Annotated in this window: 20 protein-coding genes and 1 pseudogene; 6 read left to right on the forward strand and 15 right to left on the reverse strand. The window is 39.3% G+C overall.

Annotated features, from left to right (window positions below; genetic code table 11):
* Positions 1-107 precede the first annotated feature (107 nt).
* Both AAEY68_RS01850 and AAEY68_RS01855 read left to right on the forward strand, forming a co-directional pair.
* Complete coding sequence (locus AAEY68_RS01850) at positions 108-2,876, forward strand: S9 family peptidase (RefSeq protein ID WP_024592810.1); 2,769 nt, start codon at positions 108-110, stop codon at positions 2,874-2,876.
* A gap of 251 nt (positions 2,877-3,127) precedes the next feature.
* A pseudogene (locus AAEY68_RS01855) lies at positions 3,128-4,230 on the forward strand (GGDEF domain-containing protein).
* 2 nt (positions 4,231-4,232) lie between these two features.
* Here AAEY68_RS01855 and AAEY68_RS01860 read toward each other — a convergent pair.
* A complete protein-coding gene (locus tag AAEY68_RS01860; RefSeq protein WP_024592809.1) occupies positions 4,233-5,417 on the reverse strand; it encodes a BaiN/RdsA family NAD(P)/FAD-dependent oxidoreductase in 1,185 nt (394 codons plus the stop codon).
* 328 nt (positions 5,418-5,745) lie between these two features.
* On the opposite strand from AAEY68_RS01860, the gene AAEY68_RS01865 reads away from it, so the two are divergent.
* The gene (locus AAEY68_RS01865; RefSeq protein WP_350585406.1) at positions 5,746-7,872 is read left to right on the forward strand and encodes a S8 family peptidase; all 2,127 of its coding nucleotides are present in this window, start codon (positions 5,746-5,748) and stop codon (positions 7,870-7,872) included.
* A gap of 104 nt (positions 7,873-7,976) precedes the next feature.
* Here the strand turns inward: AAEY68_RS01865 and AAEY68_RS01870 are convergent, their stop codons facing one another.
* The 7 genes from AAEY68_RS01870 to rplU all read right to left on the reverse strand — a co-directional run bounded on the left by AAEY68_RS01870 (position 7,977) and on the right by rplU (position 12,729).
* On the reverse strand, positions 7,977-8,450 hold the full coding sequence (locus AAEY68_RS01870; protein ID WP_024593606.1) for a peroxiredoxin: 474 nt from the start codon (positions 8,448-8,450) through the stop codon (positions 7,977-7,979).
* A 188-nt stretch (positions 8,451-8,638) separates the two neighbouring features.
* Entirely contained in the window at positions 8,639-9,523 is an 885-nt protein-coding gene (galU, locus tag AAEY68_RS01875; protein ID WP_024593607.1) for a UTP--glucose-1-phosphate uridylyltransferase GalU, read from the reverse strand.
* 301 nt (positions 9,524-9,824) lie between these two features.
* A complete protein-coding gene (locus AAEY68_RS01880; protein ID WP_007586082.1) occupies positions 9,825-10,202 on the reverse strand; it encodes a DUF3718 domain-containing protein in 378 nt (125 codons plus the stop codon).
* A gap of 78 nt (positions 10,203-10,280) precedes the next feature.
* The gene (gene folA, locus AAEY68_RS01885) at positions 10,281-10,772 is read right to left on the reverse strand and encodes a type 3 dihydrofolate reductase (RefSeq protein ID WP_024593608.1); all 492 of its coding nucleotides are present in this window, start codon (positions 10,770-10,772) and stop codon (positions 10,281-10,283) included.
* Between the two features lie 73 nt (positions 10,773-10,845).
* Complete coding sequence (gene cgtA / locus AAEY68_RS01890; RefSeq protein ID WP_007586086.1) at positions 10,846-12,003, reverse strand: Obg family GTPase CgtA; 1,158 nt, start codon at positions 12,001-12,003, stop codon at positions 10,846-10,848.
* A 140-nt stretch (positions 12,004-12,143) separates the two neighbouring features.
* Entirely contained in the window at positions 12,144-12,401 is a 258-nt protein-coding gene (gene rpmA / locus AAEY68_RS01895; RefSeq protein ID WP_002957747.1) for a 50S ribosomal protein L27, read from the reverse strand.
* 16 nt (positions 12,402-12,417) lie between these two features.
* Entirely contained in the window at positions 12,418-12,729 is a 312-nt protein-coding gene (gene rplU, locus AAEY68_RS01900; protein ID WP_002957748.1) for a 50S ribosomal protein L21, read from the reverse strand.
* A 422-nt stretch (positions 12,730-13,151) separates the two neighbouring features.
* Here rplU and ispB point away from each other — a divergent pair, with 422 nt between their 5' ends.
* Positions 13,152-14,123, forward strand: coding sequence for an octaprenyl diphosphate synthase (gene ispB / locus AAEY68_RS01905; protein WP_165722156.1), 972 nt, complete (start codon positions 13,152-13,154; stop codon positions 14,121-14,123).
* A gap of 86 nt (positions 14,124-14,209) precedes the next feature.
* Here ispB and mdh read toward each other — a convergent pair whose 3' ends face one another.
* Complete coding sequence (gene mdh / locus AAEY68_RS01910; RefSeq protein WP_007586102.1) at positions 14,210-15,142, reverse strand: malate dehydrogenase; 933 nt, start codon at positions 15,140-15,142, stop codon at positions 14,210-14,212.
* 225 nt (positions 15,143-15,367) lie between these two features.
* Between mdh and argR the strand changes: the two genes are divergently transcribed.
* Positions 15,368-15,835: a transcriptional regulator ArgR gene (gene argR, locus AAEY68_RS01915; RefSeq protein WP_002957753.1), complete on the forward strand. Its 468-nt coding sequence runs from the start codon at positions 15,368-15,370 to the stop codon at positions 15,833-15,835.
* Between the two features lie 7 nt (positions 15,836-15,842).
* Here the strand turns inward: argR and AAEY68_RS01920 are convergent, their stop codons facing one another.
* The 4 genes from AAEY68_RS01920 to AAEY68_RS01935 are packed head-to-tail and all read right to left on the reverse strand — an operon-like array spanning position 15,843 to position 20,476.
* On the reverse strand, positions 15,843-16,742 hold the full coding sequence (locus AAEY68_RS01920) for a Dyp-type peroxidase (protein WP_024590635.1): 900 nt from the start codon (positions 16,740-16,742) through the stop codon (positions 15,843-15,845).
* Positions 16,743-16,790: 48 nt separating this feature from the next.
* On the reverse strand, positions 16,791-17,840 hold the full coding sequence (locus AAEY68_RS01925) for an ABC transporter ATP-binding protein (RefSeq protein ID WP_197140847.1): 1,050 nt from the start codon (positions 17,838-17,840) through the stop codon (positions 16,791-16,793).
* Positions 17,841-19,472, reverse strand: coding sequence for an ABC transporter permease (locus AAEY68_RS01930; RefSeq protein WP_165727150.1), 1,632 nt, complete (start codon positions 19,470-19,472; stop codon positions 17,841-17,843).
* Positions 19,472-20,476 carry a Fe(3+) ABC transporter substrate-binding protein gene (locus AAEY68_RS01935; RefSeq protein ID WP_197160337.1) on the reverse strand — a complete coding sequence of 335 codons (1,005 nt, stop codon included), beginning with the start codon at positions 20,474-20,476 and terminating at the stop codon, positions 19,472-19,474. The genes AAEY68_RS01930 and AAEY68_RS01935 overlap by 1 nt, the downstream gene beginning before the upstream one ends.
* 937 nt (positions 20,477-21,413) lie before the next feature.
* On the opposite strand from AAEY68_RS01935, the gene AAEY68_RS01940 reads away from it, so the two are divergent.
* Positions 21,414-21,929 carry a hypothetical protein gene (locus AAEY68_RS01940; RefSeq protein WP_165727149.1) on the forward strand — a complete coding sequence of 172 codons (516 nt, stop codon included), beginning with the start codon at positions 21,414-21,416 and terminating at the stop codon, positions 21,927-21,929.
* Between the two features lie 10 nt (positions 21,930-21,939).
* Here AAEY68_RS01940 and AAEY68_RS01945 read toward each other — a convergent pair whose 3' ends face one another.
* Both AAEY68_RS01945 and lpdA read right to left on the reverse strand, forming a co-directional pair.
* The gene (locus AAEY68_RS01945; protein WP_165742233.1) at positions 21,940-22,620 is read right to left on the reverse strand and encodes a tRNA-uridine aminocarboxypropyltransferase; all 681 of its coding nucleotides are present in this window, start codon (positions 22,618-22,620) and stop codon (positions 21,940-21,942) included.
* A gap of 330 nt (positions 22,621-22,950) precedes the next feature.
* Entirely contained in the window at positions 22,951-24,375 is a 1,425-nt protein-coding gene (gene lpdA / locus AAEY68_RS01950) for a dihydrolipoyl dehydrogenase (protein WP_007586124.1), read from the reverse strand.
* Positions 24,376-24,491 lie beyond the last annotated feature (116 nt).

Genomic DNA, 24,491 nt, shown 5'->3' on the forward strand with positions numbered 1-24,491 from the left:
ACGACCTACGGGTCGTTTTGTCGTATGTAGCTGCCATTTATCTGATCCGCTCGAATTGTGAGCCAAACTCGTTACAATGAAACAATGTCATAATACGAGAATCAATAATGAAAACAAAACTCACCTTATTAAGCACGGCACTCGTTGCCAGCTTAACTAGCACCGGCATATACGCCAAAGAATCGCTACAATTTAAAGACGTATTTAGTTTTAAATCAGCTAAAAGCACACAACTATCTGACAATGGCCAAGTACTCACTTTTAGTGCAACGCCGTATCGTGGAAATGCAACTGGCCAAGTTTACTCACTACAAAGCAATACTCTCATCGCAGAAGTAGAGCGCGGCACTAAGCCTCATATTAATAAAGCCGCTAACTGGGTCGCTTTTACACAAGTACCTACCTTACTTGAAAAAGAAACAACCAAAAAAAAAGACACACTTAAAAACAATCTGGTACTCGTAAACACACAATCAGGTGCCCAACAAAGCTTTGCTGATGTAAAAGATTACACGTTATCTGATGACGGTATGTGGCTTGTTTATCGTTTGAATAAAAAAGACGATGACGCAAAAGTAGACGATAAAACCGATAGCGCTAAAAACGAAGTAGACAACGCTATCACGCCCGATAAAAAAGATAAGAGCTATGCGCTTGTTATCGTAAATTTATCTGATAAACGCACCCATACAATAGAAAACGTATTTAGCTACGCGATTAACTCAGCCAACAGCCAGCTATTAGTGAGTCAAAGTTACAGCGATGGTAATAACAACCAAATAGCGTTAATTGAGCTAAGTGACTTTAATAGCAGCGTATTAATTGATGAACCAGGCGTAATCGCAAATAAAATAGCGTGGCACCCAACTGACAATATTGCAGCATTTACATTAGGTAATTATGTAAATGATGACATGCGCCGTCGAAGCTACACTTTACAGCTATATAAAAACGATAAACTTTCAACAATAGCCTCACCTGATAAAACCTGGGTTTTAGGTAAAACAGCATCCCTTAAATGGTCAGAAAATGGCGAGCGCTTATATTTTGAAAACCATCCAAAATTAGCAGCTAAAGTAAAAGCCAAAGAATATACCGACGAAGCCTCATTGTACGACTTTGATACCATACGTGAACATAAAGGTTTAGATGTATGGCACAACAACGATGCGCAAATAAAACCGCGTGAAGAACAGCAATGGAACGAAGTTAATAAAAACCGCCATTACAGCGCGGTATATCACGTTAACTCGCAAAAAGTTGCGCAACTTAGTACACCAAACATGCCTGAGGTTGCACTAAACCCTGAGCGAGATGTGTCTTTACTTGGCTCATCTAACATTCCCTACTTAGAAAAAATAATGTACGACGGTTTTTTTGCTGATTACTTTGCAGTAAATATAAACACCGGTAAACAAACTCCCATTATTAGTAACTACCCGTTTAAACCGAACCTTGCCCCTAATGGTGAGTTTGCGGCTTATTTTAACGACAGCCAAATACAGTTAAAAGATTTAAAAAATAATAAAGTAACACCGCTTACAAAAGCGATTCAGGCAACCTTTGCTGATGATAAACACGACTACCCATCTACTCAACCTGGTTATGGTTTTGCAGGTTGGATGACCGATAGCAGCCAAGTGCTTGCTTATAGTAAATACGATATTTGGGCGTTTGATGTAAAAACTAAGCAAGCTAAACGCCTAACTAATGGTAAGCAAAGCAATACGCAGTACCGTGTTATTAAGCTTGATAAAACCCAAGTGGGCTTTAAAAAAGGCGATACATTACTTGTCTCTGCTATTAACTTACAAACTAAACAAAGCGAAGTTGCAAAGCTCGACTTAACCACTAACACACTAACTAAGGTGCTTAGCGGTAATAAACGCTTTGATATGGTTAAAAAAGCCAAAAAGGCTGACAAGTACTTATTTATCTCGCAAACTTATAGCCAATTTCCTGATTACTACCAAACAGATTTTAGCTTTAGTTCACCAAAACAAGTGACCACCCTAAACCCACAAATTAGTAATTTTGCATGGGGCGAAAAGCCAGAACTAATAAGCTATAAAGGCTTTGACGGCGAAGATTTACAAGGCGTCCTAATAAAACCTGCGGGATATAAAAAAGGCGATAAAGTGCCTGTGGTTGTGTATTTTTACCGTTACATGAGTCAACGTATGTTTGATTTTCCAAAAATGGAATTAAACCATCGCCCTAACTTCCCTATGTTTACCTCAAACGGTTATGCGGTATTTTTACCTGATATTCGTTTTGAAATAGGTCACCCGGGTAAATCGTCAACGCAAACCATGATAAACGCCACCCAAAAATTAATAGATTTAGGCATAGCCGACCCAGATAAAATAGGCTTACAAGGTCACTCTTGGGCAGGTTATCAAAGTGCGTTTATGATAACCCAAACAGATATGTTTAAAGCGGTTGTATCTGGCGCTCCAGTATCAAACATGACCAGTGCTTACAGTGGCATACGTTTAAAGTCAGGCCTTGCTCGTCAATTTCAATACGAAACAGGGCAAAGCCGTATTGGCAAAAACTTATTTGAAGCACCAGAGCTGTACATAGAAAACTCACCAGTATTTTTTGCAGACAAAGTTAATACGCCTATCTTAATAATGTCTGGCGACAAAGACGATGCAGTACCTTGGCATGAGAGCGTGCAGTACTACTTAGCTCTGCGCCGTGCAGGAAAAGATGCTACATTTTTACAATACGAAGGTGAACCACACCACTTGAAAAAGTTTCCTAATCAGGTCGATTTTTCAGTACGTATGATGCAGTACTTTGATCATTACTTAAAAGGCAAACCAGCTGCAAAGTGGATGACACAAGGCGAGGCATTTATAGAGGAATAGATATAACATTTATTCAGAGCTCTACGTAAGCGATAACGGCGAGCTCTGCGTCAATTAAATCAAGGCGAGGCATATTACATTTAAGTAATCAGTCACTACCTAGTCCTTCATACCTTTGAAAAATGCTGTAATGATCTTTAAACTTTTATAAACACCACCGTATATAAGCGTTTTAATCAAAGTAAAAAACTATAATAAAAGCCTAATATAAGTAATAATCACTAAATTCAGAGGTTAAAGAGTCGTTCATTATGCTAGGTTTTTGGTACAAAGAGTTTCCACAATACCCAAAAGACCATAAGGATTTTTGGCGTACTCGCTTAATAGCCCACTCTTTACTAATAACTACATGTTACTTTTTAGTTTTAACACTCCTCAATCTTTTTTATTTTAAAAGCTATGACATTGCTTTAATTGATGCCTTAGGACTTACTATATCGTTAGGTATTTATACTTGGTTTAATAAAACAGCCAACGTAAATGCAGCAGCGTGGGCTGTTACCCTTATGGTCGTTAGCTTAATTATGATGTTTGTGGTTTCTGTAGGTGGGCATGCGCATTCTTTATTTTGGGCGACGTTAATCCCGCCTTTTAGCTTTTTTTAGTTGGAAGAAACTGGGGAAGTCTATTTAGTGCAGTCGCCTTTACTATTTGTGCGTATCTTGTGTATTTACAACAACAGCAAACCGTAACAATTGGCTTAGGCTCTTTATTTAATCTTATAGAGGTAAGTCTTGCTCATATTTTAATTTTTAGATTTTACGAAAAAACACGGTTTTCGGCATACACTCGATTATCTATCCGTAACTTAGAAATTCAACACTTAGCAGAAACCGATAAGTTAACGGGGCTTTATAACAGGCAAAAATTTGATTTTGAATTATCACAGTTAATTGCTAAAAATGACGTTTTTAAAACCCCGCATTGCTTACTTATTTGCGATATAGACCACTTCAAAAATATAAACGATACCTACGGGCATTTAGTTGGCGATAACGTACTCACTGAATTTTCTAAAATATTAAAAATGCGTATGGGAAATGATGCACTTATTGCGCGATGGGGCGGAGAAGAATTCACGATTATTTTATCGAACACCTCTTTAAATGATAGCGCTAAAAAAGCTGATGACCTGAGAAAATATATTGCCGAAAACAGCATTACAAATATAGCATTTACTATAAGTATTGGGTTAGCAACGATACAAAAAGACGATACAGTGCTAAAACTATTGGAGAGGGCTGATACTGCGCTATATAAGGCTAAAAATAATGGACGCAATAAAGTATGTGTTAGCGATAACGATTCAACCGTTATCGCTCAATCAACTTACTTAAATGGGTCTATAGCCTAAACTTAAGCGTACTGCCCACAAGCAAATCCACAGCTCCAAGCATACTGGAAATTGTAGCCCCCTAACCAACCCGTTACGTCAGTTACTTCGCCTATAAAGTATAGGCCTTTAGCTTTTTTAGCTTCAAAGGTTTTTGAGCTCAACTCGTCGGTATCTACACCGCCCAAAGTTACCTCAGCAGTACGATAGCCCTCGGTCCCATTAGGCTTTATTTGCCACGCATGAATATAATTTACTAACTCATCTATTTGGGCATGTGTAAGCTGATTAATATTACAATCTGGTATCGCTTTGCTTTCATGCAGTATTTCTATAAAGCGTTTAGGTAAAATAGTCGAAAGGCTGTTTTTTAACGACTTTTGGGCTTGTGTTTCACGCCAATCAGCAAGTTGCTGCCTTAAATCAATTTCAGGTAGCAGGTTTATAGTGACAGCCTGCCCTGCTCGCCAAAATGAGCTTATTTGCAATATTGCAGGGCCCGATAACCCTCGGTGAGTAAAGAGGATATTTTCTTTAAATACGGTGCCGTCTTCGCTTGAAACTTCACATGGAATACTAATTCCCGAAAGCCCTTCAAAACGCTCTTTATCATGCTGATGCAGAGTAAACGGCACAAGTGCAGCCATAGTTGGTAACACGCTTAAGCCAAACTGCTCTGCAATTTTATAACCTATTGGTGTAGCCCCTAGTTTTGGCATGGTTAAGCCACCTGATGCTATAACTAACGACTCACAGCTTAAGGTTTCTTGCTCTGTGGTAACGCTATAGCCGGTTTCGGTTTTTGATACGCTGATCACTTCACTGCGTAGCTTTATATTTACTCCGGCCCACTCACATTCGGTTAGTAAAATATCAACAATGTCTTGTGCATTGTTATCGCAAAAAAGCTGGCCTAGTGTTTTATGGTGATACGCCAAGCCATGCCTGTCCACCAGCTCAATAAAGTCATGCTGTGTATAGCGACTTAAGCATGATTTAACAAAATGAGAGTTTGTGCATAAGTAGTTATCCGGGGTTGCATTTTCATTTGTAAAATTGCAACGCCCACCACCACTTATTAAAATTTTACGACCTGGTTTTTTCCCCATATCAAGTACTGTAACGCTTCGGCCACGGTATCCAGCTTGCGCTGCACACATTAATCCTGCTGCTCCCGCACCTATTACAATTACATCTACTTGGGTCATTTATTTATCTCATTAAAAAATTTGCTCGATTATAGCAAAGTTTAATAGCTAACAACGCAGCATTTGAATTATTAGTAATAACACAACAAAAACGCATCAGTAATAAGTAGGGAATAATTACCCCCACAATAAAACAACCCTTTATGCTTATTTTTAATTTATATGACAAATACTAAACAACGAGTAAACCGCTAAAAACCTGGGTTATAACTAAATGAAAGAGGTACATAATAAATTGATATTTTAACCTAGTTAACAGATCGTTTACTTTTGTTCCCGCATCGTGATCTTATATCACGAAATAATAAATAAAAATCTAGGGATAATTATGACAACTAGTAAAACTTTTAAAAGATGCGCAATTGCAATTACAGTTAGTACGCTTTTTGCAGCAACATCTGGCATGGCTCAATCAGTTTCAAGTTCAATGGCTGAAACATCGGCTAAACTACAAAGCCAAGGCAGTTTCGAAACTCAGTTCATTATTAAATATAAAAATAATAACGAAATGGCGAGCTTTTCAACTGCTGACGCAAACCCGTCTAGCATGAAAAAGCGCGCACAGAGCTTTGTTAAAAACTTCGCTTCTAAAAAAGGCAAAGTAAAAGCAAAATATATTCGTGCAATGGCACTTAATAACCACCACGTAATGCGTGCTGATAAAAAATTAAGTGCGGCAGAGGCCCAAGAGTTTATGCAAGAAATGGTTGATTCAGGCAATGTTGAATACATTGAAGTGGATCAAATGTTAAAGCCGTTTTCAACTCCTAACGACCCTCGCTTTGATGACCAATGGCACTACTACGAGCAAGCCGGTGGTTTAAACTTACCTACTGCATGGGATACCGCAACGGGTAGCGGTGTAGTTGTAGCTGTACTAGATACAGGTTACCGCCCACATGCTGATTTAAATGCTAATATTTTACCGGGTTACGATATGATCTCTAACCTATCGGTAGCTAACGATGGCGGTGGTCGCGATAGCGATGCACGTGATCCTGGTGATGCTGTTGCAGCAAATGAGTGTGGCACTAACGGTGCACAAAACTCTAGCTGGCATGGTACACATGTAGCCGGCACAGTTGCTGCGGTAACCAATAACGGCGAAGGCGTTGCAGGCGTAGCTTATAACGCAAAAGTAGTGCCTGTTCGTGTACTTGGTAAGTGTGGTGGTTTAACCTCAGATATTGCAGACGGTATTATTTGGGCATCTGGTGGAAGTGTTTCAGGCATTCCAGCTAACTCAAACCCTGCAGATGTAATTAACATGAGTTTAGGTGGCAGCGGTTCATGTAGCTCTACAACTCAAAATGCAATTAACACTGCACGTGGCAACGGCACTGTGGTTGTTATTGCTGCGGGTAACGATAACGATAACTCAGCAAACTATAACCCTGGCAACTGTAATGGTGTAGTAAACGTAGCATCAGTGGGTCGTAACGGCGGCCGAGCTTATTACTCAAACTACGGTAGCAATATTGATGTTGCAGCGCCAGGTGGCGCACAAAGTTTTGCAAACGACTCTGAAGGTATTTTATCAACTTATAACTCAGGTTCGTCTACACCTTTAAGCGACAGCTACGGTTATTCGCAAGGTACATCAATGGCTGCGCCTCACGTAGCAGGTGTTGCGGCACTTATTAAGCAAGCAAAACCAGATGCAACGCCTGACGAAATAGAAAGTATTTTAAAATCAACAACCCGTTCGTTCCCTGCTACATGTACTAGCTGTGGTACGGGTATTGTTGATGCAGCCGCAGCTGTTGCAGCAGCAAGTGGCGGCACTACTCCGCCTACAGGCGGTGATAGCGAGCTTATTAATGGTGAAGCTAAAACAGGTTTAAGTGGGGCTGCAAATGCACAAGCGTTTTACACTATGACCGTACCAAGCGGTGCAACTAACGTAACATTCACTATGAGTGGTGGTACTGGTGATGCTGATTTATACGTACGTGCGGGCAGTAAACCTACAACTACTACCTATGACTGTCGCCCTTATAAAGGCGGTAATAGCGAAGAGTGTTCTATTGATAACCCTACAGCGGGAACTTACCACGTAATGCTTAACGGCTACTCTGCGTATTCAGCTGTGAGCTTGGTAGGTAATATTACTGGTGGTTCATCGTCTGGTGGCGGTACAGGCACTCCACAAGCTGGCGGCGGCACTATAAGCGATGTGACAGCCAATACTGGTCAGTGGAAACATTACACGTTAGATGTACCTTCAGGAATGAGTACGTTTACAGTAACAACGTCGGGTGGAAGTGGCGATGCAGACTTATTTGTAAAATATGGCAGCCAACCAACAACCACTACGTACGATTGTCGCCCTTATAAAAATGGCAACGCAGAAACATGTACATTTACCAATCCACAAGCAGGTACTTGGCACTTGAGCGTTAACGCTTATAGCACTTTCTCTGGTTTAACACTTAGCGGACAATACCAACCGTAATTTAAAGTTTGAGCCGTAAATAAAAAACCGATGTTGTTTCCAACATCGGTTTTTAAATAGTAAGTAGCTGATTAATTAAAGCTAGAACCTACACTTTATTACTGTTATAGCTTCTCTAGTACTGATTCTGCGCGGCTTACAACAAACTCTTTGTCTTGCTCTACAAATAAACCAGTTACTACTGCATTTTCAACAATCATAGCGTAACGCGTTGAACGTAAACCACCAAAACTAGCGGTATCTTTATCAAGCCCTAACGATTTAGTGAAACTTCCATCGCCATCGGCAAGCATTGTAATTTCTTGCGCGTTTTGCGAGTCGCCCCATGCTTGCATAACAAATGCGTCATTAACAGATACACAGTAAATAGCATCAACACCTTTTGCTTTAATTTTATCAGCAAGAGTAATAAATTCAGGTAAATGTGCATTTGAACACGTTGGTGTAAATGCACCTGGCACTGCAAATAACACGACTTTTTTACCTTCAAACAACTCTTTATTTGTAAGAGATTGCATACCGTCGTCAGTTAATTGCGTTAACGTAACCGATGGTAATTCTTGGCCTTGCTCAATCATGGTGGTTCCTTTAAAAGATCAATACAGAATAAGTAACAATCATACTACGTAACCTATTACAGTGTAGGTAAAGTGTAACTAACTTAGTAACTCAGAGTAGTCTAGCAAAGGTTTGTAGACCGCGTTCACTACATTTTATGAAAACTATTTTAGCTTCTATAGTTTTCATAAAATTTATTGCTCTGTAGTTAAGGTAAATTCAAATCATTTATAAAGCGAGAAAAGTCATTACCTAACTTTTTATCCCGCATGCTGTACTCTACAATTGCTTTTAAATAGCCTAACTTATCTCCGCAATCGTGAGAGCGACCACTCATATGGAATGCTTCAACGGTTTCTTGTGCCATTAATGCGTCAATAGAATCTGTAAGTTGTATTTCACCGCCAGCACCTACAGACGTTTTTGCGAGTAGAGGCCAAATATTCTTACTCAGTACATATCGCCCTACAACAGCAAGATTTGAAGGTGCTAAATCTGCATCAGGTTTTTCAACCATTGCTTTAATTGCAGCACTTTTACCTGGCATTAGCTCAACGCCATTAATATCCGCAATACCATATTTACTCACATCTTCTTTTGCTACTGGCTCAAGCATTATTTGGCTTGCTTGAGTTTCTTTAAAGCGTTTAATCATGGCCGCTAAGTTTTCAGTTTCTTGATCGGCAGTATAAGCATCAAGTATCACATCTGGCAGGAGCACTACAAAGTTATCGTCACCAACTATTGGCTTAGCACACAAAATAGCATGCCCTAGCCCTTTAGCTTCTCCTTGACGTACACTCATAATGGTGACATCAGGCGGACAAATAGAGCGAATCTCATCTAATAAAGCACGTTTAACACGTTTTTCAAGAGTAGCTTCTAGCTCGTAACTTGTATCAAAATGGTTTTCGATTGCATTTTTAGAGCTGTGTGTAACTAATACAATATCTTTAATACCGGCAGATACACATTCGCTGACAATATATTGAATTAGAGGTTTATCAACTATAGGGAGCATTTCTTTTGGAATAGCTTTTGTCATAGGGAGCATTCTCGTCCCTAAGCCTGCTACTGGAATTACAGCTTTCATATCTATCCTTAGTGATTAAGTTTGTAAATAAACTAGCAGATACAAAATAGATACCAGCTGAATAAAGTTACCTCTTTTGAAGGAGTAAATTTGAAGCTGCTTTTAAAGTGAAGACTCTACACTTTGGGAATATAAAATAGATAGGTAAATAGTGAACTTATTAATGATTTTGTTGGGGGGGGGGGGGGTGAGATTACATTAGCTAAATAAAAAAGCCTGAGATTGTTATTAATAACAACTTCAGACTAATCAATATTTAACAATACCTTACTGAAGGTAGAGTTATAAAACCTTTTTATAATTAAAGACCAGCGCGATCTTTAATCACTGCAATAAGTGGTGAGCTAGCAAAGTTGCCTTCAGCCCAAGCAATATCAGCACCATCTGTTAACGCACTTTTTGATAAGTTTTTAACTATATACTCACCAGTATCCACTGCATTACTAGCAACAGCATGGCGTAATAAGTTATTACCATTACATTGTACTGCATCATAAATATTACGAATTTTTACACGAGAGCTTTTAAGCTTGCTGCGTAATCGGTTTTTATCGTCTGCCGCAATATATTCACAAATAGATACTGCTAATTGATCTTCAGCATTTGCAGGTGCTGTATACGAAAAAGAACTTACAGCGACAACAGCAGTAAGTGCAACTAGCTTTGGTAATTTAAACATGACAAACCCTTTATAATACTTTGTTCTTATATAGACTATCAAATATTATATCAATCTATCAAAAATTACGCAATAATGTTAATGTTCTTTATACAAAGTTACGAATTTATAACTAGATTTGTTTTTTTCATCAGGGAGGTTTTCTTGCTCTTCTTTCACGTCCCAATTAGCAACTTTATTGTAATCAGGAAACTGTGTATCGCCTTTAATATCTAAATCAATAAAGGTTAAATACAAGCGTTCTGCTTTTGGTAAAAATTGCTCATAAATATTACCGCCACCAATAATCATTACTTCTTCAACAGCACAAACTAGTTCTAGTGCGGCCTCTGGTGTAGTTACCACTTCAATACCCTGTGCAGTATATTCGCTGTTTCGAGTAATAATAATATTACGACGCCCAGGTAAAGGACGGCCTATTGACTCAAAAGTTTTACGACCCATGATCACAGGTTTACCCGTAGTTACTTTTTTAAAATGCTGAAGATCCGCAGGTAAATGCCATGGCATTTTATTATCTAGGCCAATTACACGGTTATTTGCCATTGCTGCAATCATTGAAATTATCATAATAAACACCTAGTACTTTATTCTTAAACAAAGAAAAAGGAGCATAAGCTCCTTTTTAATAAATTCTATTTAATTAACGCTCGTAGACAACTTCTACGTCGTAATCATCTTCATCCCAGTCGTCCCAATCATCATCATTGCCTTTACCTTTAGTGGCTTTTTCATGATAGGTATCCCACTTGAATTCAACTTCTTCATCTTCAACTTGTACAAACTTCTCTTTAGGCATGCTATCAAGTAGTGTCATTATGTTGTGGATTAAAGGTTGAGTATTAAGTTTATTAATTGCTGAAATGTGATAAATATTTTCAGTTTCGCCCAGCTCTTCTGCAATCGCTTCGCATAGCGCTTTTGCTTCATCTTCTGGTAATAAATCTATTTTATTAAACACTAACCAGCGTGGTTTTTCAGCTAATTTAGGACTGTATTGGTGTAGCTCGTTAATAATCGAGAATGCATTATCAACAGGGTTTGAACCATCTACCGGCATTACATCAATAATGTGCAATAACACACGACAACGCTCTAAATGCTTCAAGAAGCGAATACCTAGGCCTGCACCATCAGATGCACCTTCAATTAGACCCGGAATATCGGCTATAACAAATGATTTATTTGCTTCAGGACGTACTACACCTAAATTAGGAATAAGCGTCGTGAATGGATAATCAGCTACTTTTGGTCTTGCTGCAGATACACTACGGATAAACGTAGATTTACCTGCATTTGGTAATCCTAGTAAGCCTACATCAGCTAATAATAGTAACTCTAACTTTAAGTTACGTACTTCACCGGGTGTGCCCAATGTTTTTTGACGAGGTGCTCGGTTAGTACTTGATTTAAAACGTGCATTCCCCAAGCCGTGGAAACCACCTTTTGCAACCAAAATTCGTTGACCATCTTGAGTTAAGTCACCAAGTCCCTCTTGGGTATCAACATCCATGATGCGCGTGCCTACAGGCACCATAACAAATAAGTCATCGGCTTTTCGGCCTGTACAGTTACGGCTACGACCGTTAGTACCACGTTCAGCTCTATGAAAGCGCTCAAACTGATAATCAATTAGGGTATTTAAGTTTTCATCAGCTTGTAGATAAACACTACCACCGTCTCCACCGTCACCGCCGTCTGGTCCACCATCTGGAACATATTTTTCACGACGGAAAGACACGATGCCGCTGCCACCGTCTCCAGCTTCTGCGCGAATTTCTACTTCATCTACAAACTTCATGATTACTCACTTTAGGGATTGGCTTGTTTAATAACTCTATTATATACCCAAGCCAACACAAATGCAGGCTTGGGTATATATTTTGACTGACTACAAAACAAAAAACCCCGCAAAGGCGGGGTTTTTAACTACCTTACTGATTACTCAGTTACGATAGTTACGTATTTACGGTTTAAAGGACCTTTTTGTTCAAACTGAACTTTACCATCTGCTTTTGCGAAGATAGTGTGGTCTTTACCGATACCTACGTTAGTACCAGGGTGGAAACGAGTTCCACGCTGACGAACAATGATGCTACCCGCTAGAACTGATTCGCCACCAAAACGCTTAACACCTAGGCGTTTGCTTTCTGAATCGCGACCGTTACGAGTACTACCAGCTGCTTTTTTATGTGCCATTTCTAAGTACCTCTAATTAAGCGCTAATGCTAGTGATTTTAACTTCAGTGAACCATTGACGATGGCCCATTTGCTTACGAGAATGCTTACGGCGTCTAAATTTAACAACCTTAATCTTCTCACCGCGACCATGTGAAACAACCTCAGCTGTTATCTTGCCACCGTTTACGAACGGTACACCGATCTCGATTTTCTCACCATCAGCAACTAAAAGTACTGAATCAAATTCTACTGCCGCACCAGTTTCAACGTCTAATTTTTCAAGACGAATCGTTTGACCTTCAGTCACACGATGCTGTTTACCACCACTTTGGAAAACCGCGTACATAATTAACTCCGTCTGTGCACCCTCAAATCGGCGCAACTAAAATATTCTTCGATAGGGCGCGAAGTTTACGCTAACGCGAAATAACTAGCAAGCCTATTTTGTAATTAAAATGAATAAAAAGTAGCTGCTTTGAGAGCAATTCAATATTTACCCCATTTTATATTAATTAGCCCTTTTGCCAAGCGCTTTTTAACTCTTAGTCGAAATAAATTAATGTACTCAAATATGACCCTCACAGCTTAATATCTAAGCACACCATAAACTGCATATTGATTATCAATTAATCAGTTATCTTGGCTAATTCAGTCTAAATTAAGTACTTTAATAGTGTTTTTTCAATCAATCGTCACAAAATATCGAGCTAGTGCATTTTTTGTTGTACAATCTGCGCCGTTCACACATAAAAATTGGCTCGGAGATCAATGGATATAAAAGCTATCCAGGCGTTAATCGAAAGCGATATGAATGACGTCAATCAACTTATACATGCGCAAATGCGCTCAGATGTGGCGTTAGTTAATCAGCTTGGTTTATATATAGTTAGCAGTGGCGGCAAACGCGTTCGTCCAATGCTCGCGATTTTAGCAGCCAAAGCGCTCGGTTATCAGGGTAAAGATCACATAACACTTGCAACAATTGTTGAGTTTATTCATACAGCAACGCTATTGCATGATGATGTTGTAGATGAATCAAACTTACGACGTGGCACGCCTACAGCAAATGCTGAATTTGGTAATGCTGCTAGCGTATTGGTTGGTGACTTTATTTACACTCGTTCATTTCAGCTTATGGTTGGTCTTGGAAAAATGCAGATTATGCAAGTACTTGCCGATGCAACAAACATTATTGCTGAAGGTGAAGTATTGCAGTTAATGAACTGCAACGACCCAGATACGACCGAAGCCAGTTATATGCAGGTTATTTACTCTAAAACAGCTAAGTTGTTTGAAGCAGCGACAGGCCTTGCTGCCATTATTACTGAGCAAGACCAAACTACTCTCGATGCACTAAACCTATATGGTATGCATTTAGGTACTGCGTTTCAGCTAGTAGACGATGTACTCGATTACAATGCAGATGCTGAGCAGTTGGGTAAAAACATTGGTGATGATTTAGCTGAAGGCAAACCAACGCTTCCACTTATTTATGCTATGCAACATGGTAGCGAGCAGCAAACGCAGCTTATTCGTGATGCAATAGAGCACAGTAATGGTATGGAGCATTTAGAAGAAATTTTATCGGCACTAAAGCAAACTAATGCGCTTGAATTTACAATGCAAAAAGCAGAGCTTGAAGCTGACAAAGCTATTGCGTGTTTAGACTTTTTAGCTGAGTCTGACTATAAGCAAGCACTCATAAGCCTTGCTCGTATTGCGGTTGACCGCGACCACTAGTTTTAACTAGTTACACAGTGTGAAATTAATTCTGAGCAATAAAAAAGCCTGCAAATGCAGGCTTTTTTGTTATTCTACTTTGGCTATTACGCCATGAAATCAACACCTTCTTTGATGTCTTTTTTCAGTGTTTCAAGCATGTCATTTTTTGCTTTTGTTTCAAATGCGCTTAGTTCGCCGTAAGAAAGAATTTCTTCTACGCCGTTTTTACCTAAACGTACTGGATGTGCAAAGTACTCTGCATCGCCATTTTCAACAGCAACGTAAGCGTAATCTACAACTTCTTCACCTTGTAGGCCTTTAACTAAAGACATACAAAAACGAGCTGCAGCAGCACCCATAGATAGCGTAGCTGAACCACCGCCTGCTTTAGCATTTACAACTTCAGTACCCGCATTTTGGATACGTGGAGTAAGTGCAGCAACTTCTTCATCTGTGAAAGAAACACCTTCAACTTGAGAAAGTAGAGGAAGAATAGTTGTGCCTGAGTGACCACCAATTACTGGTACTTTAACAGTTGCTACGTCTACGCCTTTAAGTTCAGCAACAAATGCTTCTGAACGAATAACGTCAAGCGTAGTAATACCGAATACACGTTTAGCGTCGTAAGTACCTGCTTTTTTGAATACTTCAGCAACGATTGGAACTGTGCCATTTACTGGGTTAGTAATAATACCTACTAACGCTTTAGGACAGCTAGCAACAATGCCTTCTGCTAAAGTTTTGATGATACCAGCATTTACATTAAATAAATCAGCACGATCCATACCTGGTTTACGTGGCATACCCGCTGGGATAAGAACGATGTCAGAGCCTTCAAGCGCTTTGTTTAATTCGTCTGCGCCAAAGCCTGCTACTTTAACATCTGTTGGGATGTGAGAAAGGTCAACCGCAACACCTGGTACTACTGGTGCAACATCATAAAGTGATAATTCAGAGCCAGCTGGTAAGCCTGTTTTTAATAATAAAGACAACGCTTGGCCGATACCGCCTGCAGCACCTAATACAGCAACTTTCATTGGAATTCTCCGTAATTTGAGGTAGGAAACATTTGTGGCTCTTAAGATAATGAAATTAGCGACTAAAAACAAATTTATCCTGTCTATTTCAAGTATATTTTCGACCATAGTCGTAAACTTTTGTGATTTAACGCATCAAACTGGCAAGTTAACTAAACAACTGCTGCATAATTATTCATTTTTGTGTAGAATTTGCGGCATAAATAACAAAAACGAATAAAGACTATGCAACCACAAGATAAACAAGAAGCACTGGTAAAAGCATTTAAATCACTATTAAAAGAAGAAAATTTTGGCTCTCAAGGCGAAATAGTTGATGCATTAAAAGATCAAGGCTTTGACAATATAAGCCAAAGTAAAGTATCGCGCATGCTAAGTAAATTTGGTGCTGTACGCACACGTAACGCCAAACAAGAAATGGTTTACTGCTTACCTGCTGAAATGGGTGTACCTACGGCTAAAAGTCCATTACGCCAATTAGTAATCGACATTATGCACAACGAAATGATGATCATTATTCGTACCAGTCCAGGCGCCGCTCAGCTTATCGCTCGTTTATTAGATTCATTAGGTAAAGCAGATGGCGTACTAGGAACAATTGCAGGCGACGATACTATTTTTATCGCTCCTGCTAAAATATCTGAAATAGATGTAACACTTGAACGTGTTCGCATTTTATTTGATACGGTTTAATAGCAAACTAAATTTGTTTTAAAAACCCGACTGAAGGCGCAAAGAAAGCAGAACCCATATCGGCTTGAGTAAAATCAAGCCAGTGGTCGTAACAATCCCCTTCCCCTAAACGACTATTAAGTACTTTTTCAAATGCGGTGCCCGTACAAGAGCATGTAATTGATAACATTCCCTGCTCATACACATCGCCATAAGGCATGCTCTGATTTAATAATAGCGGTTGTCCGTCTTCGTCTTTTAGCTCACTTCGCGAAGCATGGCTGGTTTCAATCGCAGGGGTAATTAGCGTGTTATCAAGGCGCGTACGTCCCATTATTTGTTCTTGCTCGCTCAATGATAAGTGCTGCCACATAGTTAAATCATGCTTATAACGCTGTACATGAATATAACTCCCCTGATCTTCAAAATTGCCAGGGTTACTAATTAAAGCCGTAGCGCGCTTTTTTCTTCCATGTGCGGTGTCGCCACCATAAATAAAACCATTAAAATCACGACCATCTAAAAAGCGAAAATTACGAATTTGCTCCACCAGCTCAACATCGGGGGCAAATAGTTTTAAAATTTGCAGCGCAAATAAATGGTTAACGTCTTCACGGTCAGAGCGAATTTGCACAAATAAATCGCACGGTTGTACGCTCATTTGATGATCGCTATGGTTTATATTAGGAAAGCTCTGTAATTCGCTTGGGATGTATTCAGGGAGGATATGCGGCCAATATTGCGCACCAATAGCAACCATACAAGAGAGCATTGATTCTGAAAATTGATCGCTAAATTCTTCTTCAATAGCGCTTACTTGTTTTAACTTTGCGCGAAGTGATTCATCTTGACCATCAAACACATTAAAAAATAAGTGCAAACCGTGTAAGTTTGCTTCAGCACAAATCCCTGATTGCGCTTGCGCCATTGTTATTCCTTAGTTTTATAGATAAAAACACAGCGAATAACAAATTAATTACGATTCGAAAAAATTCACCGTGTGAGGTTTTATTTTTATTATAACCTGCTCATTATTTTCAAATGACTGGCCATATTGTGCAGCAACTTCAATTTCTTGTTCATCAATAACAAGTGAATAAACATACGCCGAACCAATAAAGCGACGACTTATGATTGTAGCTCGCTTACTAAATTTGTCACTTTGGTTATCTGCCACTAATTCTATTTGATGGGGACGTACATATATAAGCCCTATGCTTACGTCATGCTTACTCTCAACATAAGATTCGACTAAACCAAATGGTGTTTTGTATTCAGTTGCTGTTAATACTTCTGCGCTCAAGTATATGCCTTGACCCAGAAACTCTGCAACCTCCTTTGAACATGGAGCTGCAAAAAGCTGCTCAGGCGTGCCTTGTTGCTCAATTTTACCGCGATGCATAATGGCAAGTGTATCTGAAAAGGCAAACGCCTCTTCTTTTGAATGTGTAACAAACACAGCAGATACTTGGGTTGCCTTAATAATTCGACGTATATCGGCAATTAATTCAAAGCGTACTTGTGTGTCGATATTTGAAAAGGGCTCATCAAGTAGCAATAAACTAGGCTTATAAGCTAATGCACGAGCAATAGCTACACGCTGCTGTTGGCCACCCGATAACTGATGCGGGAACCTGTCGGCACAGCCAATTAAATGTACCAGCTTAAGCATTTCATCTACGCGTTGCTGCTTTTGAGCTTTACTCATTTTACTAAGCCCAAATGCGATATTATTTGCCACCGTCAAATGCGGAAACAACGCATAGTCTTGAAACATCATGCCGATGTTTCGGTGCTCAGGCGAGACAAACGATTGCTCATCACTCACTAATTTACCGTCTATAAAAATAGACCCTTGCTTAGCTTCAATTAAACCTGCAATCGCTTTTAACGTGGTCGTTTTGCCGCACCCACTCGCTCCGAGTAGACAAACAATTTCATCTTTACCCACTGTTAAATCTAAATCGTGAATAACCTTTGTACCGTTATAGTGATAGCTCACGCCTTGTAAAATTAAACTACTCATTTAACTACGCTGCTCCATAGAACGATTAATAAAATACAAAGGAATAAACCCAACAATAACAATAAATAATGCCGATATAGAAGCAAGCTCTAACTGCTCGTCACTCACATACTGAAATACATGAGTAGCTAAGCTTTCAAAATTAAACGGCCTGAGCAATAGCGCAGCCGGCAGTTCTTTCATGCACTCAATAAATACCAATAAAGCAGCAGTAAGCAATCCTCTTCGCAGTAAAGGTAGGTGCACTAAACGCAGTGTTTGTCCTTGGCTTTTACCCATTGATTGGCTTGCCATATCAAGTGATGGGCTAATACGTAAAAAACTCGACTCAATTGCTCCGTGTGCAATGGCGTAAAACCTAACAATATAAGCAATAATAATAGTAAGAATGCTACCTGTAAGCAGTAAGCCAATATCTAAATTATACGGCTCGAGCGCTGTGTTAATGGTGTTCTCTAATAATGTAAGTGGTAACAAAACCGCAATAGCGAGTACTGTGCCAGGCAACGCATATCCTGTGCTTGCTAAACGCCCAGGAATAAGCGGATACGTTTGCTTTGCCACACGCTGATAAAAAACGACAAAAATACTCAACGTAATCGTTATTAGGCTCACAACCCCAGCCACTTTTAAACTTTGCCAAGCGTAACTAAAAAACTCTACATTCCATGCTTTATCAAAGTAGGTAATGGCGTAATTTATAAGTACTGCAATAGGGATTACAAACGCGATAAATAAAATAAAGCTGCAAAATGCCGTTGCGAGCCAAGCTGACTTTCCTTTTAATACATAGAGAGATTCACTATTTACACTTGATTGGCGCTCAAATACCGCTTGGTTACGACGACTAAAGCGCTCTGCCATTAATGCTAAAAATAACAGTAATAACATCACACCCGATATTTTAGCTGCCGCTGTAAGTGAGTAATAACCAAACCACGTATCGTATACGGCAGTCGTTAATGTACTTACGGCAAAATAACTCACTGTTGCAAAGTCAGCCATGGTTTCCATACTTATAAGCGCAAGAGCCGCCACAATAGCCCCACGAGAGAGTACTAAGCTTACTTTAAAGAAACTTTGCCAAGGAGATAATCCCATTAACTGGCTAGCTTGTACTAATTTGAATGACTGCTCGCGAAGAGCCGTTTTAAAAATCAAAAATAAATACGGATAAAGCACCAAGGCAATCATAACGATGGCCCCGGGTAATGTACGTATATCAAAAAACCAATAGTCATTAGGCGATTGCCAGCCAAACCATTCTCTCAGCGCTATTTGCACCGGGCCCGCATAATCTAATAAATCAGTGTATACATAGGCAATAATATAGGTGGGCATAGCAAGGGGCAGCATAAGTGCCCATTCAAACTGTTTTTTACCCGGGAAACTACAGTAAGCCGTTAGCCACCCAAGTGGCAAAGCTATGGCGCAGCTAAGGACGCAAACACCTAAAACAAGCAATACGGTATTGGTTATGTAATCCCAAAGCACGGTATCCCACAGGTGGGAAAACACCTCAGAGCTACCTTGTAGAGATTCAAAAAGAAGAAAAAACAACGGGGCCGATAGAATTAAGCCAGTCGACCACGCAAAGAGCTGCCATTTAGACAGCTTAAATTTATTAGTCATTAAAGATCGAACTTCACCTCATCAATTAGCTTAAGCGCTAACGGACGATATTTACTAATCTCATCAAGTGGCAAGCTGTCTTCTTTAAAACTCCCCCAAGAGGCAACCAAACTTGATAGTTCAACACCCGACTTAACTGGATACTCCATATTTAATGAGGCATACATGTTTTGTGCTTTGCTGTCGGTCATATATTCTATGAGCTTTAATGCATTTTCAGGGTTTTTAGCATATTTGGTAATAACCGCACCCGAAACATTTATGTGTGAGCCACGATTAGTTTGATTCGGAAAGTTAATATTTACGGCCTCTGCCCAACCTTTTTGCTCTTTATCTTCTAGCATTTTACCAAGATAGTAACTATTACCTAATGCCAAGTTACATAAACCTTCTTTAACTGCTTTAACTTGAGCACGATCGTTACCTTGAGGTTTACGTGCTAAATTAGCCTTAACACCTTCAAGCCACTCTTTGGTTTGCGCTTCACCATGGTGTGCAATCATAGAAGCCACTAAACCTAAGTTATATGGATGTTTGCCTGATCGCGTACAAATTTGTCCTTTGTATTTAGGATCTGCTAAATCTTCATAAGTGAGCTTAGGTAACTCACCAACTCGCTCTTTTGATGAATACACATTACGCACTCGCTTAGTGAGCGCGACCCATTGGCCATCACCGTCACGAAAAGCTGCAGGCACGTTATTATTTACACTGTCACTTTTTATAGTTTGTGTTAATTTTAAATCTTCTAATTGAATAAGCGCACTAAAATTAGAGGTTAATACTAAATCGGCTTTACTGTGTTTACCTTCGCGTTTAACACGCTCAATTAACCCTTTTTTAGCAAAAACAACATTGGTTTTTATTCCCGTTTGTTTTGTAAAATCTTCTAAAATTGGCTGAATCAAAAACGGCTGACGAAAAGAATAGATATTAACAACGTCACTTGCAAAGGCTGGTGCCGATGCTGCTAATCCTAAAAAAAGTGTAAATACTGTCTTCATTATTTCACCTAAATAATTGTTATTATCATCGAATTCTACCGCGCTCATTCAAAAAGTGCACACTTTAAATAAATGTAAATATGTAAATAACGCCCAAAAAGGAAATGCAGTGTAAGAGATGTCTCACGGATGTGACAGCTAATGAGTAAAAATCAAGATAAAAAACACACAAAAACCTCCTAAGCAACTGTATTTATTGAACATTTACATTATTACTATTGCATAAATACTAATTGAATGTAGTTTTATCCCTATTTTAGTTGCTCTATTGCACTATAATTTACGCATCAACCAAGCAATGACGCTTATTGAGTAAAAGGAAATGGACTGCTTACTCAACCAACCAATGATTAGGTTACCAGGACAACACGGATTTTAGGACAGGCTCAGGATGAGTATCACAACGCGATGTTGTAAAAAGGACAGCGTCAGGAAGATGCGAAAAGGATAACAACACGGCTAAGTTGTTTAACAGGATGTTTAAGGAATAAATGGACAGGCCTTTAAGGCAACACAATGGATTGGTTAAAATAGGGATACACTAGGAAGTGTAATTAAGGATTTGGTAATAGTATTTACCCTACAGGATGTTTAGGAATTTAAGGATACAGGCCCGGATGGTCTACATTACATAGAACTAAAAAGTAATATAGTAATAAACATGGATTAGTAAAAATTGGAGTTGATTAAGTTCAATTGCAGGATGCAGAAAATTAGAAGATTCCGCAAGCGCGCCTAGAGATAGAGCGCGCTTTTCTTTGCCTAAAATTTGGGTTTAGTAAAGCTCTAAGCAACTACCACTAACTTTTGCAGGGTAATACTGCATCCCAGCTAATCAATATTAATACCTTCAAATACTTTATTAATATTTTAAATTTCGCTAAGTTTTTCATTAATTGCGCCGATAACTAAGTAACGCAAGGATCATAAATACTCAATGGATATGAATTTTAAAACGCCGCAAAGCAATACCTTTTTATGTAAAGTATCAGACGCAAGTACAGCAAAACCAATTGGCGTTTTTAGTGCCCAAACTCCCAACGAAAATCCGTATAAAGCTTTATTTAGCCCCAAAGGTTATAACTTTTTAAATATGCCAATGAGTGAGTTTAAAAACATACTTAACGTAATTATCCAGTTAGAAAGCGATATTTCTATTAGTAAATGGGGTGAGGGTTCTCGACCTGATGAATTTAGTTATCAGCTTAATAGAATATCTAACGCTATTGCGACTACTCACTTTAAAGGAAAAACCGATATTAGCTGTTACTTTTTAAAGCGAGTCGAAGAGGCTAAGGATATGATTGGTGAGGACTGCACCTCGTTTATTCAGGCTCACAATAGCGTAAGCCAATTATATAATACGGTTTTACAATTAACATCTGAAGAAGGCTTCAGAGCAATTCAAAATAAAGCACTTGCTCACTTAAAAGAGCAGCAAGCTTTCGCTTAACTGCGTAAAACTACTCTTCTAGCGGTCGGCCTTTATTGCGCTTACCAAGCAAATACGCATCACGAAACTTAATAAAATGCTGTTCTAATTTAGAAGATGCATCCATTTCTCCCGCAAGCGCTAGCACCATAATAGCCACTTCAGCAGTGCCTAGTTGATGCGCATGAGGGGCAACACGTAATCGGTAATCAGATAGTTTATCAGCAGTAACAGAAAGTACAGGCAAGTTATCTAAGTATGGGCTTTTGCGAATCATTTTTTTAGCTTCACGCCAGGTACCATCTAAAAATATAAATAGCGGTTTTTTACCCTCTTCAATACTTATTTCGGTAATGGCCCTGCCCTCTTCTACATCTTCAGCAGGGAATACTACCATTGGCTGATATTGTGAATCATTTATTAAAGCTAAAAGAGCGGGGTTAGGGTCTGTTCTATCCCATCTAAATGCGTGGTTATCTGGCACTATTTCAGCAATTAAGCGCCCAGTATTAGAAGGTTTAAAACTTTCATTGTGATACATTAATAAGCACACAGCTGCTTTACAATCTGCATGCTCAACACCTTTACAAATACAGTAGTGCTTAGCTATTAAGCATTGCTCACAGCGATCTAATTTACCGCCTCGAGCATTAAACTCTCGACGGGATTCACTTATTTGTTGAGCGCGTAATGCCAAAACTGAGTTTTTCACTGTATTTACCTTCAATTAATTAGGCGCGCATTGTAGCTATATTTGGTGATAATAGATATGTAAGGGCTGTGAGATGGATATTCTAGCGCTCAGGTTAGGCATCAACAAAGTAATAAAAACCCGTATGCGGAGTTTACCTCGCGCAAGTTTTTAATTTAACAAGCGCCCCCGTAGTCGCGAGTTTACCTCGCGCAATTTTTTGAATTTAAAAAACGCGGCATAAAGCCGCACCTACGCATAATTAAAACACTGTAATTTAAAACCTGCTCTTTCACCCATAAAAAAACCCAAGCCAGGCTTGGGTTTTCAAACAAATGCTAAAAAGTTAAATTACTTCTTTTTAACTGCTTTTTTGTTTGGTAAGTCAGTGATCGAACCTTCAAAAATTTCAGCTGCAAGGCCGATTGATTCATTCAATGTAGGGTGAGCATGAATAGTAAGCGCTAAGTCTTCACCATCAGCACCCATTTCAATACCTAAACCGATTTCGCCAAGCATTTCGCCCGCGTTAATACCGATCATAGCACCACCGATTATACGGCCACTTTCTTTATCAAAAATAAGTTTAGTAGAACCTTCAGTACGAGATGATGCAATAGCACGGCCAGATGCTGCCCACGGGAATACCGCAGTTTCAATTTTTAGGCCTTGCTCTTTTGCTTCTTTCTCAGTAACACCTACCCAAGCGATTTCTGGGTCAGTATACGCAATCGAAGGAATACATTTAGGGTCGAAGAAATGCTTCTGACCAGAAATAACTTCTGCAGCAACATGACCTTCATGAACCGCTTTATGCGCAAGCATAGGCTGGCCAACTAAGTCACCAATTGCAAAAATATGGCTTACGTTAGTACGTAATTGCTTATCAACATTAATAAAGCCACGCTCATCAACGTTTACGCCCGCTTTTTCAGCATCAAGTAAGTTACCGTTTGGAGTACGGCCAACTGCAACAAGCACTTTGTCGTAACGTACAGGTTCTGCTGGTGCGTTTTTACCTTCAAACGTTACGTATAAGCCATCTTTTTTAGCTTCAACACCAACAACTTTAGTTGAAAGCATTACGTTGAATTTTTTGCTTACGTATTTTTGGTAAATTTTGATAATGTCTTTATCAGCTGCTGGAACTAATTGGTCAGCAAATTCTACAACATCAATTGCAGAACCTAGTGCACGGTAAACCGTACCCATTTCAAGACCGATAATACCACCACCAAGTACAAGTAGTTTTTCTGGTACATCTTTAAGCTCTAGCGCGCCAGTTGAATCAATTACACGGTCATCTTGTGGAATGAAAGGTAAGTTAACTGGTTTAGAACCTGCTGCAATAATCGCGTTATCAAACGTGATAGTTGTAGAGTCTTTCTCGCCTTCAACTACTAAAGTATTGCTGCCAGTGAATTTGCCGTAACCAGATACAACTTTCACTTTACGCATTTTAGCCATGCCCTCTAGTCCACCAGTTAACTGGCCAACTACAGAATCTTTCCAAGTACGAACTTGGTCAAGATCGATCTTTGGTGCGCCAAAAGTAACACCATGAGATGACATTTCAGCTGCATCATCAATCACTTTAGCTACGTGTAAAAGTGCTTTTGAAGGAATACAACCAACATTAAGACATACGCCGCCTAATGTTTCACGAGATTCTACCAATGTAACTTCTAAGCCCAAGTCAGCAGCGCGGAATGCCGCAGAGTAACCACCAGGACCACCGCCTAGTACAACAACTTGAGTTTTTAATTCGTTGCTCATGCTATTACCTTAATTGTTTGAACGGGACACTGCCCTAAAGTTTAACTGCCATGTTTCTGCAAGGCAGAAAGTGAGAGCAGATCACAAATTTGTGCAAAGATTGTATCATTGCAAAT

The organism is Pseudoalteromonas sp. RB2-MNA-CIBAN-0110 (assembly GCF_040309305.1).
Classification (GTDB): domain Bacteria; phylum Pseudomonadota; class Gammaproteobacteria; order Enterobacterales; family Alteromonadaceae; genus Pseudoalteromonas; species Pseudoalteromonas arctica.

What these genes read in the sequence shown, in the direction of transcription:
- rpmA (WP_002957747.1), bottom strand. Translation starts at nt 12,401, where the DNA reads ATGGCACATAAAAAAGCAGCTGGTAGTACTCGTAACGGTCGCGATTCA.
- AAEY68_RS01880 (WP_007586082.1), bottom strand. Translation starts at nt 10,202, where the DNA reads ATGTTTAAATTACCAAAGCTAGTTGCACTTACTGCTGTTGTCGCTGTA.
- AAEY68_RS01920 (WP_024590635.1), bottom strand. Translation starts at nt 16,742, where the DNA reads ATGGCGCAAGCGCAATCAGGGATTTGTGCTGAAGCAAACTTACACGGT.
- AAEY68_RS01850 (WP_024592810.1), top strand. Translation starts at nt 108, where the DNA reads ATGAAAACAAAACTCACCTTATTAAGCACGGCACTCGTTGCCAGCTTA.
- AAEY68_RS01940 (WP_165727149.1), top strand. Translation starts at nt 21,414, where the DNA reads ATGGATATGAATTTTAAAACGCCGCAAAGCAATACCTTTTTATGTAAA.
- AAEY68_RS01865 (WP_350585406.1), top strand. Translation starts at nt 5,746, where the DNA reads ATGACAACTAGTAAAACTTTTAAAAGATGCGCAATTGCAATTACAGTT.
- galU (WP_024593607.1), bottom strand. Translation starts at nt 9,523, where the DNA reads ATGAAAGCTGTAATTCCAGTAGCAGGCTTAGGGACGAGAATGCTCCCT.
- AAEY68_RS01870 (WP_024593606.1), bottom strand. Translation starts at nt 8,450, where the DNA reads ATGATTGAGCAAGGCCAAGAATTACCATCGGTTACGTTAACGCAATTA.
- AAEY68_RS01935 (WP_197160337.1), bottom strand. Translation starts at nt 20,476, where the DNA reads ATGAAGACAGTATTTACACTTTTTTTAGGATTAGCAGCATCGGCACCA.
- ispB (WP_165722156.1), top strand. Translation starts at nt 13,152, where the DNA reads ATGGATATAAAAGCTATCCAGGCGTTAATCGAAAGCGATATGAATGAC.
- AAEY68_RS01860 (WP_024592809.1), bottom strand. Translation starts at nt 5,417, where the DNA reads ATGACCCAAGTAGATGTAATTGTAATAGGTGCGGGAGCAGCAGGATTA.
- lpdA (WP_007586124.1), bottom strand. Translation starts at nt 24,375, where the DNA reads ATGAGCAACGAATTAAAAACTCAAGTTGTTGTACTAGGCGGTGGTCCT.
- argR (WP_002957753.1), top strand. Translation starts at nt 15,368, where the DNA reads ATGCAACCACAAGATAAACAAGAAGCACTGGTAAAAGCATTTAAATCA.
- mdh (WP_007586102.1), bottom strand. Translation starts at nt 15,142, where the DNA reads ATGAAAGTTGCTGTATTAGGTGCTGCAGGCGGTATCGGCCAAGCGTTG.
- AAEY68_RS01925 (WP_197140847.1), bottom strand. Translation starts at nt 17,840, where the DNA reads ATGAGTAGTTTAATTTTACAAGGCGTGAGCTATCACTATAACGGTACA.
- cgtA (WP_007586086.1), bottom strand. Translation starts at nt 12,003, where the DNA reads ATGAAGTTTGTAGATGAAGTAGAAATTCGCGCAGAAGCTGGAGACGGT.
- AAEY68_RS01930 (WP_165727150.1), bottom strand. Translation starts at nt 19,472, where the DNA reads ATGACTAATAAATTTAAGCTGTCTAAATGGCAGCTCTTTGCGTGGTCG.
- rplU (WP_002957748.1), bottom strand. Translation starts at nt 12,729, where the DNA reads ATGTACGCGGTTTTCCAAAGTGGTGGTAAACAGCATCGTGTGACTGAA.
- folA (WP_024593608.1), bottom strand. Translation starts at nt 10,772, where the DNA reads ATGATAATTTCAATGATTGCAGCAATGGCAAATAACCGTGTAATTGGC.